12 protein-coding genes and 1 tRNA gene are annotated in these 13,248 nt (G+C 70.5%); 10 read left to right on the top strand and 3 right to left on the bottom strand.

Annotation, left to right across the window (positions count from 1 at the left end):
- Nucleotides 1-122 precede the first annotated feature (122 nt).
- The 4 genes from AQJ58_RS11005 (at nucleotide 123) to AQJ58_RS10990 (ending at nucleotide 3,987) form a co-directional block, all read left to right on the top strand.
- Nucleotides 123-719, top strand: coding sequence for a M48 metallopeptidase family protein (locus tag AQJ58_RS11005; protein WP_067248152.1), 597 nt, complete (start codon nucleotides 123-125; stop codon nucleotides 717-719).
- A gap of 144 nt (nucleotides 720-863) precedes the next feature.
- The gene (locus tag AQJ58_RS11000; protein WP_067248149.1) at nucleotides 864-2,522 is read left to right on the top strand and encodes a TerD family protein; all 1,659 of its coding nucleotides are present in this window, start codon (nucleotides 864-866) and stop codon (nucleotides 2,520-2,522) included.
- Between the two features lie 11 nt (nucleotides 2,523-2,533).
- The gene (locus tag AQJ58_RS10995) at nucleotides 2,534-3,214 is read left to right on the top strand and encodes an AIM24 family protein (RefSeq protein ID WP_067248146.1); all 681 of its coding nucleotides are present in this window, start codon (nucleotides 2,534-2,536) and stop codon (nucleotides 3,212-3,214) included.
- A gap of 17 nt (nucleotides 3,215-3,231) precedes the next feature.
- Complete coding sequence (locus tag AQJ58_RS10990) at nucleotides 3,232-3,987, top strand: AIM24 family protein (RefSeq protein ID WP_067248142.1); 756 nt, start codon at nucleotides 3,232-3,234, stop codon at nucleotides 3,985-3,987.
- A 76-nt stretch (nucleotides 3,988-4,063) separates the two neighbouring features.
- Here AQJ58_RS10990 and AQJ58_RS10985 read toward each other — a convergent pair whose 3' ends face one another.
- Both AQJ58_RS10985 and AQJ58_RS10980 read right to left on the bottom strand, forming a co-directional pair.
- Nucleotides 4,064-4,579, bottom strand: coding sequence for an NUDIX hydrolase (locus tag AQJ58_RS10985; protein WP_067248140.1), 516 nt, complete (start codon nucleotides 4,577-4,579; stop codon nucleotides 4,064-4,066).
- Entirely contained in the window at nucleotides 4,576-6,021 is a 1,446-nt protein-coding gene (locus tag AQJ58_RS10980; protein WP_067248137.1) for a zinc-dependent metalloprotease, read from the bottom strand. Before AQJ58_RS10980 ends, AQJ58_RS10985 begins: the two co-directional genes overlap by 4 nt.
- Before the next feature lie 197 nt (nucleotides 6,022-6,218).
- Here AQJ58_RS10980 and AQJ58_RS10975 point away from each other — a divergent pair, with 197 nt between their 5' ends.
- The 4 genes from AQJ58_RS10975 to AQJ58_RS10960 all read left to right on the top strand — a co-directional run bounded on the left by AQJ58_RS10975 (nucleotide 6,219) and on the right by AQJ58_RS10960 (nucleotide 9,392).
- Nucleotides 6,219-7,328, top strand: coding sequence for an SDR family oxidoreductase (locus tag AQJ58_RS10975; RefSeq protein ID WP_067248134.1), 1,110 nt, complete (start codon nucleotides 6,219-6,221; stop codon nucleotides 7,326-7,328).
- A gap of 152 nt (nucleotides 7,329-7,480) precedes the next feature.
- Nucleotides 7,481-7,942, top strand: a complete 462-nt coding sequence (locus AQJ58_RS10970; protein WP_067248132.1) for a molybdenum cofactor biosynthesis protein MoaE — start codon at nucleotides 7,481-7,483, stop codon at nucleotides 7,940-7,942.
- Between the two features lie 110 nt (nucleotides 7,943-8,052).
- Nucleotides 8,053-8,235: a hypothetical protein gene (locus AQJ58_RS10965; RefSeq protein WP_067248130.1), complete on the top strand. Its 183-nt coding sequence runs from the start codon at nucleotides 8,053-8,055 to the stop codon at nucleotides 8,233-8,235.
- 65 nt (nucleotides 8,236-8,300) lie between these two features.
- The gene (locus tag AQJ58_RS10960; RefSeq protein ID WP_067248128.1) at nucleotides 8,301-9,392 is read left to right on the top strand and encodes a YlbL family protein; all 1,092 of its coding nucleotides are present in this window, start codon (nucleotides 8,301-8,303) and stop codon (nucleotides 9,390-9,392) included.
- A 13-nt stretch (nucleotides 9,393-9,405) separates the two neighbouring features.
- Here AQJ58_RS10960 and AQJ58_RS10955 read toward each other — a convergent pair whose 3' ends face one another.
- The gene (locus tag AQJ58_RS10955; RefSeq protein WP_067249633.1) at nucleotides 9,406-9,948 is read right to left on the bottom strand and encodes a PPA1309 family protein; all 543 of its coding nucleotides are present in this window, start codon (nucleotides 9,946-9,948) and stop codon (nucleotides 9,406-9,408) included.
- 164 nt (nucleotides 9,949-10,112) lie between these two features.
- Between AQJ58_RS10955 and AQJ58_RS10950 the strand changes: the two genes are divergently transcribed.
- Entirely contained in the window at nucleotides 10,113-13,085 is a 2,973-nt protein-coding gene (locus AQJ58_RS10950; RefSeq protein WP_067248125.1) for a UPF0182 family membrane protein, read from the top strand.
- 40 nt (nucleotides 13,086-13,125) lie between these two features.
- A tRNA-Met gene (locus AQJ58_RS10945) sits at nucleotides 13,126-13,199 on the top strand.
- Nucleotides 13,200-13,248 lie beyond the last annotated feature (49 nt).

Genomic DNA, 13,248 nt, shown 5'->3' with positions numbered 1-13,248 from the left:
GTCCACAGGCACGGGAATTCGTCGTACAAATCCGTCGTATGACGTAAAACGCAGGTGCCGGATCGGAACCCGACCGTCCCGGAGTCGGGACTTCCCCCAGGTGCAACGGGTAACGTCGGGGCGTGCCCGCCGACCCCCTGCACCGCGCCGGAACGCCACAGCGGAAGCCGACGAGCCAGCCCGCGAACGGATCGGGGGCGAGCGCGATCGAGGTGCGCCGAAGCGCCCGTCGACGCCGGACGGTCTCCGCCTACCGCGAGGGCGACCGCACCATCGTGCTCATCCCCGCCCGGATGTCCGAGGCCGAGGAACGGCGCTGGGTGGGCGTCATGCTGGACAAGCTCGCGGCGCAGGAGAGCAAGCGGGTGCCCGGTGACGCCGAGCTGACGGAGCGCGCCGAGCGGCTGTCGGCCCAGTGCTTCGGCGGCCGGGCCCGGCCCACCTCGGTGCGCTGGGTCACCAACCAGAACACGCGCTGGGGCTCCTGCACCCCGGCCGAGGGCAGCATCCGGCTCTCGCACCGCCTCCAGGGCATGCCCGACTACGTCGTCGACTACGTCCTCGCCCATGAACTCGCCCACCTGCTGGTGCCCGGCCACGGCCCCGACTTCTGGCGGCTGCTCGAGGCCTACCCGCGCACCGAGCGGGCCCGCGGCTATCTGGAGGGCGTGGTCGCGGCGGAGCGGCTGCCCCATCCGCCCGGCACGCGCGAGGAGTGACCCCGGGGGCGCGGAGTGTGCCCGCGCCCGGTATCGGTCGACGCGGGTTGTGTACCGGGTCTGTACCGACATCGTGCGTTGTCGGAGTTTGCCGTTAGCCTGACGCGACGCACTCGCAATCGGGATGGGGGACGGTCGTTACGCATGCCCAGGGAATTCCAACGCGGCCACAAGGCCAGGATCAGTGACCTCACGGCGGGCACCGATCTGTACGTAGGCGTGCAGATCACCGCCCCCGGTCTGACCTTCGACATCAGCTGCTTCGGCCTCGACGCCGACGAACGGCTCTCCGACGACAGGTACTTCGTCTTCTTCAACCAGCCGAAGTCCCCCGAGGAGTCGATCCAGCTCCTGGGCGCCCAGGCCGGTGACACCGAGTCCTTCCGCGTCACGCTGGACCGGATCCCGCCGCAGATCCAGAAGCTGTCCTTCACGGCGACGATCGACGGCGCCGGACAGATGTCGCAGATCAACCCCGGTTATCTGCGGATCGTCGCAGGCGGCGAGGAGGTCGCCCGGTACGCCTTCAACGGCTCGGAGTTCACCAGCGAGCGGGCCGTGATGCTGGGCGACTTCTACCTGAAGGACGTCTGGCGGTTCGCGGCCGTCGGACAGGGCTTCGACGGCGGTCTGGAGGCCCTGCTGAAGAACTTCGGCGGCGAGGTCGCCGAGGAGGAGGCGCCCGCGCCCGCCGTCCCCCAGCCGCAGTCCGGTGCCGCTCCCGGGTTCGCCCCGCCCGCGTTCGCCGCCCCCTCGGCGCCCGCTCCGGCGCCCGCGCCCGCCCCGGCGCCGGCAGCCGCCCCGCAGGGCTTCGCGCCGCCGCCCGTCCCGGCGCCCGCGCCCCCGGTGCACGCCGCGCCGACCATCATCGCGCCCATGACCCCGCCCGGTGGCGTCCCCGTCCCGCCGCCCGGCCCGGTCCCCGCGCCCTACGGCCAGCCCCACCAGCAGCAGCCGTACGGGCAGCCCGGCGCCCCGGCCGCCCCGCCGCCGCCCCCCGGCTACGGCCAGCCGCCCCACGCCCCGCAGGCCCCCATGCCGCCCCAGGCCCCGATGCCTCCCGGCTACGGCCAGCAGCCCCCGTTCGGACAGGTCCCGGGCCAGCAGGCGTACGGCGTGCCGCAGGGCGCGCCCCCGGGCGGCGCCGGAGTGACCGCGGCGCTCCAGCAGTTCAAGGAGACGCCCACCGGGCAGCGCTGGACGCAGCAGAACAAGAAGCTGATCCGCGTCGACCTCGGCATGGGCGGCCAGCCCGTGCTCGCCCGCCAGGGCAGCATGGTGCTCTACCAGGGCAAGGTCGACTTCAGCTACAAGGGCGCCGGATTCGCCGGCCGGATCGTCGGCAACGCGACCGGCCAGGAGATGCAGCTGATGCGCTGCACCGGCCAGGGCCAGGTCTTCCTCGCCGACAACGCCACGATGCTGCACCCCATCGAGCTCCAGGGCGACGGCATCTGCGTCTCCGCCGAGAACGTCCTCGCCTTCGACGAGAGCCTCCAGTACGAGGTCCGCCGGATCGAGGGCCACGGCATCCCCGGCGGCGCGCTGTTCACCATGCAGTTCACGGGCACCGGCACGATCGTCGTCAAGACGCACGGCACGCCCGTCGTCCTGCCGGTCACCCCGACCACGTTCGCCGACTGCAACGCCGTCGTCGCCTGGTCGTCCGCCGCCCAGGTGGTCGTCTCCAGCCAGGTGCGGATGCGCCGCAACGCCTACCCCGGCGACACCGGGGAGAGCGTCAACCTCCAGTTCCGGGGCGCGCCCGGCAACTTCATCGTCGTCCAGCCGTACGAGGTCTGAGGGAGCCCGTCATGAACCAGCCGCTCGCGGGCTACGCCCCCGCACCCGTCACCGCCCGCATGGAGAACCACGGCGATCACATGCTGAAGGTCGCCATGCAGACCGGCAACGACCTCCTCGCGCGCGTGGGCTCGATGGTCGCCTACGAGGGCTTCGTCCAGTACGAGCCCAACCCGCCGGCCGTGCGCCAGATCGCCCGCGACTGGATGACCGGTGAGGGCGCCCCCCTGATGAAGTGCTCCGGCGACGGACTGCTCTACCTCGCCGACTACGGCGCCAACGTGGTCGTGATCAACCTCAACGGCGACGGCATCTCGGTCAACGCCACCAACCTGCTCGCCTTCGACGCGCACCTCACCTGGGGCGTGGAGCGGGTCAAGGGCCTGGCGAAGTTCGCCGGACAGGGCCTGTGGAACACCAAGATCTCCGGTCAGGGCTGGGTCGCGCTCACCTCCCGGGGCAAGCCGATCGTCGTCGACTGCGGCGGTGGCGAGGACGAGACCTACGTCGACCCGGACGCGCTCGTCGCCTGGTCGCCGAACCTCAAGGTCAAGGGCAAGCGCAGCTTCAAGGCGCAGTCCCTCATCGGCCGCGGCAGCGGCGAGGCCTTCCAGATGGCCTTCTCCGGCCAGGGCATCGTCGTCGTCCAGCCCAGCGAGGACAGCACCGACCGTCTCCGGTTCCGGGGCTGAGGGGGAGCCAGAAAGTCATGCAGAGCTCACTTTTCGCACACAACGACTCGCAGGCCCAGGAACGCTGGAGCCTGCAGAACAAGCAGATGCTCCGGATCGTCCTGGAGGGCCACGACGACATCCTGGCCCGCAAGGGCACGATGGTCGCCTACCAGGGGCTCGTCGAGTTCGACGCCGAGTACCAGAGCAACCAGCAGGGACGCGCGCGTGCGTACACGGGCGAGGGCCTGGACCTGATGCGCTGCCACGGACAGGGCACCGTCTACCTCGCCAACCTCGCCCAGCACATCCACCTCGTGGACGTCGAGCAGGACGGGCTGACCGTCGACAGCAGCTACGTCCTCGCCATGGACTCCTCGCTGCACCACGAGGTCGTCGCCGTCGACAGCCTCTACGGCATCTCCGGCTCCGGGAAGTACCAGCTCAACATCACCGGCCGTGGCCGGGTCGCCCTGATGACGTCGGGCGCGCCGCTGATGATGCAGGTCACGCCGGACAAGTACGTCAACTGCGACGCCGACGCCATCGTGGCCTGGTCGACCGGGCTGCGCGTGCAGATGCAGGCCCAGACGCACTCCTCCGGTGTGTGGCGCCGGCGCGGCAACACCGGCGAGGGCTGGGAGCTCAGCTTCATGGGCAGCGGGTTCGCGCTGGTGCAGCCCAGCGAGCTGCTGCCGCCGCAGAACGCCCAGATCGGTTCCGGTCTCGCCGCGCAGTACGGCATGGGCCAGCACGGGGTCCGCCAGCAGAACCAGGGCAACGCCTGGAGCTGACCGAGCGGTCATGAGAGGTAACAGGTAAGAGGTACGGGGTAAGGGGCGCCTGCCTGAGCGGGCGCCCCTTACCCCGTCACAGTCTGGCGAGGGTCGCCTCCAGCAGTCGTACGACCGAGTCGTCGGCCACCTCCGCGACCTCGTCGTAGGCGAACCAGCGCAGGTCCAGGGACTCGTCGCTGATCGCCTCCACGGACCCGGCCGGGGCGAGCGCCGCGTACTGGACGTCCAGGTGCCAGGCGCACGGTGTCTCGTGCCGGTCCAGGCGCACGGGGCCGCCGGGCAGCAGGCTCAGCCCCTCGATACCCGACTCCTCCGTGCCCTCCCGCAGGGCGGCCGCCGCCAGCGTCGCGTCGCCCGGCTCGCAGTGGCCGCCCATCTGCAGCCACATCCGCAGCTTCCTGTGCAGGGTGAGCAGCACACGCGCGCGTGAGGGATCGATCACCAGCGCGCTCGCGGTGATGTGCCCGTCGCCGCAGGCCTTCCACACGCCGTCCGAGTGGGCAGCCAGGTGATCCAGGTAGGTCTGGCGCAGGTCCGGCTGGTCCTCGTACTCCTTGAGCACGAGAACCGCGTCGTCGTACAGGCTCACTCGGTGCCGTCGCCCTCGGAGTCGGAGTCGTCCTTCTTCAGGTTCGGCTTCTGGTCGGGGCCGCCGGCGCCGCCCGCCTCGCCGAGCATCTTCTCCAGCTCGGAGAAGTCCAGCTGCTCACGGTGCACGAAGCCGTCCGGGTCGTCCAGGTCGGTGGCCGTCGGCAGCATGTCGGGGTGCGCCCACAGGGCGTCACGGCCGTCCACGCCGCGCGCGTCGGTCAGCGAGGCCCACAGCCGGGAGGCGTCCCGCAGCCGGCGCGGGCGCAGCTCCAGGCCGATCAGCGTGGCGAACGTCTGCTCCGCCGGACCGCCCGTGGCGCGACGGCGGCGCAGGGTCTCGCGCAGCGCGTCCGCCGACGACAGCCGGGGCTTCGCCGCCGCGTGCACCACCGCGTCCACCCAGCCCTCGACGAGCGCCAGGGCCGTCTCCAGACGGGCCAGGGCGGCCTTCTGCGCCGGGGTGTCCTCGGGCTGGAACATGCCCTGCTGGAGTGCGTCCTGCAGCTGCTCGGGGTTCTGCGGGTCGAACTGGCCGACCACGTCCTCCAGCTTCGCGGTGTCCACCTTGATCCCGCGCGCGTAGCCCTCGACCGCGCCGAACAGATGCGAGCGCAGCCAGGGCACGTGCGCGAAGAGGCGCTGGTGGGCGGCCTCGCGCAGGGCCAGGTAGAGCCGCACCTCGTCCTGGGGGATGCCCAGGTCCTTGCCGAACGACGCGATGTTCAGCGGCAGCAGCGCGGCCCGGCCCGCCGGGCCGAGCGGCAGCCCGATGTCGGTCGAGCCGACCACCTCGCCCGCCAGGACGCCGACGGCCTGCCCGATCTGGGAGCCGAACATCGCCCCGCCCATCGAGCGCATCATGCCGATCAGCGGACCGGCCATGGCCTGCATCTCCTCCGGCAGGACATCACCCATGGCCGCGCCGACGCGCTCGGCGACGGGATCGACCAGCTCCTTCCACGCGGGCAGGGTCGCCTCGACCCACTCCGCGCGCGACCAGGCCACGGCCGAGCCGGCGCCGGACGGCAGCGAGGTCACGTCGTCCAGCCACAGGTCGGCCAGACGGACGGCCTCCTGGACGGCGGTGCGCTCGGCGGGGCCGACGCTCTCGTCCTTCACGCCGTCCGAGGTGCCCTGGGAGACCGTCTGGCGGGCGATCTGCTTGGCCATGTCCCAGTTCACCGGGCCGCCCTCGTACGAGAGCATCTGGCCGAGCTGCTGGAAGGCCGCGCCCAGGTCGTTGGGGTTCAGCGAGCCGAACATGGCCGCGAGCGGATTGTCGCCGCCGGGACCGCCCGGGCCGCCGAAGCCGGGCATGCCGAAACCGAACGGGTTGGCCTGTCCCTGACCGCCACCGCTCTGCTGGTCCTTCTTCTTGCCCTCGTCGCCGTCCTCCGGCTCCTCCGGCGGAAGGCCGAATCCGAATGGGGTGTCACTCACGGGGTTCCTCGGCTGGTTAGGCCACCGGGTTTTCACCCGGCGGCGCGGCTGCCCTGCAACACCACCCAGCGTAGACACCCCGGGGCTCGATCGGGCCTCGGTGCTTCGCCGACTCCTGGCCTGCGGCAGGATGGATGCCACCTGGTACGTACGCGTCCGTCGCGCCCGTATGCCAAGACAACCGCTGGAGACACCTGGTGAGTTCCCCAGATCCGCAGGTTCGCGCAGCGCGAAACCACTCCGCCCCGGGTGGTTCGCGCGGGCCCGTCGTCGCCGTGACCGGCGCAGCCACCGGGGTCGGCGCGCTGCTCACCGAGCGGCTCGCCGCGTCGGACGAGATCAAGCAGGTCGTCGCCATCGACGAGCGACGGGGCGAGTGCGACGCGGCGCAGTGGCACATCCTCGATGTCCGTGACCCGGCGATCGCCGACAAGCTGCGGGGCGTCGACGTCGTCGTGCACCTCGCGCTCGATCTCGACCTGGGGAGTGACGCCGCCGCCCGGACGGCCTACAACGTCCGTGGCACGCAGACCGTGCTGACGGCGTCCGCGGCGGCCGGTGTACGGCGCGTGGTGCTGTGCACCTCCTCGATGGTCTACGGGGCGCTGCCGGACAACGAGCTCCCCCTGTCGGAGGACGCGGAGCTGCGCGCGACCGCGGAGGCGACGGGCGTCGGGGACCTGCTGGAAATCGAACGGCTGGCACGGCGCGCGCCCCGCGCGCACCCCGGGCTGAATGTCACCGTGGTGCGCCCGGCCGTGCTGGTGGGAGGTACGGACACGGCGCTGACCAGGTATTTCGAGTCGCCGCGGCTGCTGGTCGTGGCGGGGTCCCGGCCGGCCTGGCAGTTCTGCCACGTCGAGGATCTGTGCGGCGCCCTGGAGTACGCCGTCCTGGAGAAGGTGGACGGCGAGCTGGCCGTCGGCTGCGACGGGTGGCTGGAGCAGGAGGAGGTCGAGGAGCTCAGCGGGATCCGGCGGATGGAGCTGCCGTCGGCGGTCGCGCTGGGCGCGGCGGCCCGGCTGCACCGGATCGGGCTGACGCCGTCCCCGGCGGGCGACCTGGCGTACACGATGTACCCGTGGGTGGTGAGCGGCTCGCGGCTGCACGACGCGGGGTGGCGGGCGCAGTGGACCAACGAGGAGGTGCTCGCCGAGCTGCTGGAGGAGGTGGCGGGACGGCACACCGTGGCGGGTCGTCGCCTCGGGCGCAAGGACGCGACGGCGGCGGGGGCCGCGGGCGCGACGGTCGCGCTGCTCGGCGCCGCCGCCGTGGTGCGGCGGGCGCGCAAGGCGCGGCGCCGATAAGGGCGCGCCGTGAACCAGGGGGCCTCGCCCCCTGGACCCCCGTCGGCCCTGAACGGGCGTCGTCCTCAAGCGGCCGGACGGGAAGCGCCGGACGGGAAGCGCCGGACGGACCGGATGGTCGCCGCCGGTGCCTCGTGAGGCACGATGGACGTATGGCATCCACCAACGACCATCCCGGCGAGCGGGCGGCCGAGGACCCCATCAAGCTGATCGGCATCAGGGACACCGCCCTCTCCCTCGACGAGGTCTTCCGGGCGGTCGGGGACGACGCGGCCGGGGGGACCGCGCTGTTCGTGGGGACCGTGCGCAATCACGACGGGGGCGCCGACGTCGACACGCTCGCGTACTCCTGCCATCCCACCGCCGAGGCCGAGATCCGGCGGATCGCGGAGAAGGTCGCCGCGGAGTTCCCGGTGCGGGCGCTCGCGGCCGTGCACCGGGTGGGGGACCTCGCCGTCGGTGATCTCGCGGTGGTCGTCGCCGTCTCGTGTCCGCACCGGGGCGAGGCCTTCGAGGCCTGCCGGAAGCTGATCGACGATCTCAAGCACGAGGTGCCGATCTGGAAGCACCAGAGGTTCTCCGACGGCACCGAGGAGTGGGTCGGGGCCTGCTGAGCGCCCGCCCCGCCTCCGGTTGCGTAACCCCACCCCTGCCGTGAGCGTTGTCAGTACGGATGGTTAATCTGCTGATCAGTCAGTTGCGGTAATGGGGTTGGGAGGTCGGCATGGCGGTGCTCGCCTGGTTGCTGATTCCGCTTGTGGCTGCGATCGGTGCCGGACTCTGGGGGAGCTGGGCCAGCCGCACCCGCAAGGCGCGCGGCGACGGTCCCGAGCTCGACGGGTACGCGCGGTTCCGCGCCGCCATGGAGAAGTCCGTCGCCGTACCGAGGTCGTCCTCGGGGGGCTGACCGGGTGCTGACCCGGGTGGTGGCCCTGACGGTGCGCTGACAGAGGCGTCCCGTACTGTCGAGGCATGCCACGCCGCACCGCGACGATGCTCGCCTCCACCCTGATGCTGATCGCGCTCCTGTGCGCGGGGGTGCTCATCCCCGTGCCGTACTCGGAGATGTCCCCGGGGCCGACGGTGAACACGCTCGGTGAGCACGACGGCGAGCCGGTGCTGCAGATCGCGGGCCACAAGACGTACGCGACGAGCGGCCATCTGAACATGACCACCGTGCGGGTCACCAGCGCCGACTACCGGATGAACCTCGTCGAGGCGGTCTACGGCTGGCTGGCGCACGACAACAAGGTCGTGCCGCACGACACGCTCTACCCGGACGGCAAGACCGAGGAGCAGTCCACCCAGGAGAACGCCGAGGAGTTCAGCCAGTCCCAGGAGAGCGCCAAGGTCGCCGCCCTGAAGGAGCTGGACGTCCCGGTGCAGTCCTGGGTGATCGTCTCCACGGTGGTGAAGGACTCCCCGGCCGAGGGCAAGCTGCACGCCGGGGACGTGATCAAGGCCGTGGACGGCACCGCGGTGAAGGAGCCCTCCGATGTCGCGAAGCTGGTGACCAAGCACAAGCCCGGTCAGGACGTCGTCTTCACCATCGTCCCGGCCAAGGAGCAGGCCGCCGCGGAGAAGGCGAACAGGACGGCGACCAGGACGCAGGCCGTGACCATCACGACCGCCACCTCCGACGACGTCGGCCAGAAGCGGGCCATCGTCGGCATCTCGGCCGGGACCGACCACACGTTCCCGTTCACGATCGACATCAAGCTCGCCGACGTGGGCGGGCCCAGCGCCGGACTCATGTTCGCCCTCGGGATCTACGACAAGCTGACGCCCGGCAGTCTCACCGGCGGCACATTCGTGGCCGGCACCGGAACCATCGACGACGAGGGCAAGGTCGGGCCGATCGGCGGCATCGAGATGAAGACCGTGGGCGCCCGCAGCCAGGGGGCGCAGTACTTCCTGACGCCGGCCGAGAACTGCGCGGCCGCCGCCAAGGACACCCCCTCGGGACTCAGGCTCGTCAAGGTCGCCACCATCGACGACGCCCTCTCCGCCCTCAAGGACATCCGCAGCGGCGACACCGCCGATCTGCCGAAGTGCACCAAGTAGCGCCGCGGGCGGGCTACTCCTCGAAGGTCGCCGACAGCGCCTCCGCCAGGCCCGGGACCAGGTTCCCGCCGGTGAGCACCTCCGTCGGCGCGTCCTTCTCGCGCAGCCGCAGTGCCGACTCACGGGTGCCGTCGCGCAGCACCGCGACCGTCATCCGGACCTCCTGGCGGTCCGGGTGCTCGGCCACCCACTTCGCCAGTTTCCCCTCGCTGAGGCCCTGCGGGACCTGCGCCTCGGCGGACGGCGGCAGCATCAGCCGCTCGACGGTCAGGGCGCAGCCGGCCACCGCGTCGGGCCAGGCGATCGTGGCCAGGAACTCGTCGAGCGCCTTGTCCGTTGGCACTTCGTCCTGCTCGATCGGGGTGAGACCGGTGGTCTCGGGTTCTTCCGTCAGGCCGAGCTGGGCGGCGAGCGAGGGTTCCTGAGCCCGCAGGCGTGCGGTGTCTACGAGGGCGAAGAGGCGGGCGGGCTGGTCCCAGCCGAGGCCGGAGGCGTACTCGTCGATCTCGAGTACGGCCCGGGTGAGCGGGTTCGCCGCCATGGGAGTGTTGGACATGGTCACAATCCTCTCTCGTTCTCGGGCGGAATCGGGAACCGAGTAAACGGTGAGTAAGTTGCATAGGTGTGGGCCCACGATCACGGGGGGCCACTGGGGGCCGGCGAACACGCGGGCCTGAGGGATCGACAGCGAACTTCGAGGTGCGCACCTTGGCTTTCCAGATGCCGGACCGCGGCGGAGGCCCGACAGGGCCGCGGATGAGAGTGGGCCGCCCGTCCCGGCGCGTCCGGACCCTGCTCATGACGCTGGGCGTCCTTGCCGTCCTCGGTATGGCGTTCACCATGTTCGCGGGATTCTGGACGGACTGGCTCTGGTACCGGTCGGTGAACTACTCGTCCGTGTTCACCACCACCCTCTGGACCAAGATCGGCCTGTTCGCCGTCTTCGGTCTGCTGATGGCGCTCGCGGTCGGTTTCAACATCTGGCTCGCCCACCGGCTGCGGCCCCCGCTGAGCGCGATGTCGATGGAGCAGCAGAGCCTCGACCGGTACCGCATGGGCATCGCCCCCTACAAGCGGTGGCTGCTGCTCGGCATCACCGCCCTGGTCGGGCTCATCGCCGGCGCCTCGGCGGCCGGCCAGTGGCGGACCTGGCTGATGTGGGTCAACGGCGTCTCCTTCGGACAGAAGGACCCGCAGTTCCATCTCGACGTGTCGTTCTTCGCCTTCGACCTGCCCTGGTACCGCTTCCTGCTCGGCTTCGGCTTCGCCGCCACGATCCTCTCCCTGATCGCCGCGGCGCTCACCCACTACCTGTACGGCGGGCTGCGCGTCACCAGCCCCGGCGCGCGGGCCACGGCCGCCGCCACCGGACACCTGTCGGTGCTGCTCGGGATCTTCGTCGCCCTGAAGGCGGTCGCCTACTGGCTCGACCGGTACGGTCTGGCCGTCAAGTCCAGCGACTTCAAGGCGACCGACAACTGGACCGGCCTGAGGTACGTCGACGCCAACGCCTACCTCCCCGCCAAGACGATCCTGTTCTGCATCGCGGTCATCTGCGCCCTGCTGTTCTTCGCCACCCTGTGGCGGCGCACCTGGCAGCTGCCGGTGATCGGGTTCGGTCTGATGGTGCTCTCGGCGATCCTGATCGGCGGGCTGTACCCGGCGATCGTCCAGAAGTTCCAGGTCCAGCCGAACGAGCAGGCCAAGGAAGCCCCGTACGTCGAGAAGAACCTCAAGGCGACGCGTGAGGCGTACGGCATCGACGGCGCGCAGGTCACCGAGTACTCGGGGACCAGCACCACCAAGGACAAGACGCAGCTGCGCGACGACGTGGACGCCACCGCGAGCATCCGGGTCCTGGACCCGAACATCGTCTCGCCGACGTACCAGCAGCTCCAGCAGATGCGGAAGTACTACGCCTTCCCCACCAACCTGGACGTGGACCGCTACAACGTCAGCGGCTCCGACCAGGACACGGTCATCGGTCTGCGCGAGCTGAACCTCGCGGGCGTGGACAAGCAGAACTGGATCAACAACCACTTCCGCTACACCCACGGCTACGGCGTGGTGGCCGCCAAGGGCACCACCGCCGACTCCGAGGGACGCCCGGTCTTCACCGAGTCCAACCTGCCCTCCGAGGGCGACCTCGGCACCTATGAGCAGCGCGTGTACTACGGCGAGAAGACGACGACGTACTCGATCGTCGGCGGTCCCCAGAAGGAGATCGACTACTCCGACGACAACGGCGAGAAGACCACCAGCTACCGGGGCAAGAGCGGGGTCAACCTCTCCAGCCCGGTCAACCGTGCCGCGTACGCGGTGGCGTTCGGCGAGCCGCAGATCCTGTACTCCGGCGCGATCGGCGAGGGCTCGCGGATCCTGTACAACCGCACGCCCAAGGAGCGCGTCGAGGCGGTCGCCCCGTGGCTGACCATCGACGGCGACGCCTACCCGGCCGTCGTCGACGGGAAGATCCAGTGGATCGTCGACGCGTACACCACGACGAACGGCTACCCGTACGCCTCCCGTACGACGCTCGGCGACACCACCGCCGACTCGCTCACCGCGACCAACGACAACCGCGCGGTGGTGGCCCAGCAGAACCAGGTCAACTACATCCGCAACTCGGTGAAGGCGACCGTCGACGCGTACACGGGCGAGGTCAAGCTCTACCAGTGGGACACCCAGGACCCGGTCCTGAAGACCTGGATGAAGGCGTTCCCCGGCACGGTGGAGCCCAAGTCCGACATCTCGACGTCGCTGATGGCCCACCTGCGGTACCCGCAGGACCTGTTCAAGGTCCAGCGCGAGCTGCTCAGCCGCTACCACGTGAAGGACGCCACGACCTTCCTCAGCGGCAGCGAGGTCTGGCAGGTGCCGGACGACCCGTCCAACAAGTCGGGCGACGCGGTGCCGCCGTACTACCTGAGCATGAAGATGCCGGACCAGGCCGCGCAGGCGTTCTCGCTGACGACGACGTTCACGCCCAACGGGCGGGACAACCTCAGCGCTTTCATGGCGGTGGACTCCGAGGCGGGGACGCCTGGTTACGGCAAGATCAGAATCCTGAAGCTGCCGACGAGCACCACCGTCGACGGACCGAAACAGGTCCAGAGCCAGTTCAACTCCGAGCAGGACATCGCCGAGTCGATCAGACTCCTCAAGGGCGGTGACTCCGACATCGAGTACGGCAACCTGCTGACGGTGCCGCTCGACGGGGGACTGCTCTACGTCGAGCCGGTCTATGTGCGCGGTGGCGGACTCAAGTACCCGCTGCTGAAGAAGGTGTTGGTGACCTACGGCGGCAACACCGCCTTCGAGGACACCCTCGACGGGGCCCTCAACAAGGTCTTCGGCGCGCAGAGCGCGACCCCGCCCGGGGACGACGGCGGTGACGGCACCACCCCGCCGCCCTCCTCCAACGCGACGGTCCAGCAGGCGCTGAACGACGCGCAGAAGGCGTTCACCGCCGGCCAGGACGCCCTGAAGAAGGGTGACTGGGAGGCCTACGGCAAGGCGCAGAAGGACCTCGAGGCCGCCCTGAAGCGGGCCGAGGACGCCCAGGCCGCGGCGGACAAGGGCGGCAACAAGGCGAGCAGCAGCCCGAGTCCGACGGCGTCGCCGAGCAGCGGTGGCACCGGCGGGGCCAAGGCGAGCGGCAGTCCCAGCCCGAGCGCCAGTCCCAGCGGCTGATCAAGCCGGCCCCGCGTCGTGATACGGTTGTGGAACACGACGCGGGGTGGAGCAGCTCGGTAGCTCGCTGGGCTCATAACCCAGAGGTCGCAGGTTCAAATCCTGTCCCCGCTACTGAAGACGAAGGCCCGGATCCGGTACACGGATCCGGGCCTTCGTCATG

Origin of the sequence: Streptomyces sp. DSM 15324, from assembly GCF_001514285.1 — a bacterium.
In the GTDB taxonomy this organism is placed as follows: domain Bacteria; phylum Actinomycetota; class Actinomycetes; order Streptomycetales; family Streptomycetaceae; genus Streptomyces.
This window is presented reverse-complemented; position numbering and strand designations above follow the sequence as displayed.

Excerpts from the sequence above, each read along its gene's own strand:
- AQJ58_RS11000 (WP_067248149.1), top strand. The coding sequence starts at position 864 with ATGCCCAGGGAATTCCAACGCGGCCACAAGGCCAGGATCAGTGACCTC.
- AQJ58_RS10995 (WP_067248146.1), top strand. The coding sequence starts at position 2,534 with ATGAACCAGCCGCTCGCGGGCTACGCCCCCGCACCCGTCACCGCCCGC.
- AQJ58_RS10990 (WP_067248142.1), top strand. The coding sequence starts at position 3,232 with ATGCAGAGCTCACTTTTCGCACACAACGACTCGCAGGCCCAGGAACGC.
- AQJ58_RS10970 (WP_067248132.1), top strand. The coding sequence starts at position 7,481 with ATGGCATCCACCAACGACCATCCCGGCGAGCGGGCGGCCGAGGACCCC.
- AQJ58_RS10965 (WP_067248130.1), top strand. The coding sequence starts at position 8,053 with ATGGCGGTGCTCGCCTGGTTGCTGATTCCGCTTGTGGCTGCGATCGGT.
- AQJ58_RS10960 (WP_067248128.1), top strand. The coding sequence starts at position 8,301 with ATGCCACGCCGCACCGCGACGATGCTCGCCTCCACCCTGATGCTGATC.
- AQJ58_RS10955 (WP_067249633.1), bottom strand. The coding sequence starts at position 9,948 with ATGTCCAACACTCCCATGGCGGCGAACCCGCTCACCCGGGCCGTACTC.
- AQJ58_RS10950 (WP_067248125.1), top strand. The coding sequence starts at position 10,113 with ATGCCGGACCGCGGCGGAGGCCCGACAGGGCCGCGGATGAGAGTGGGC.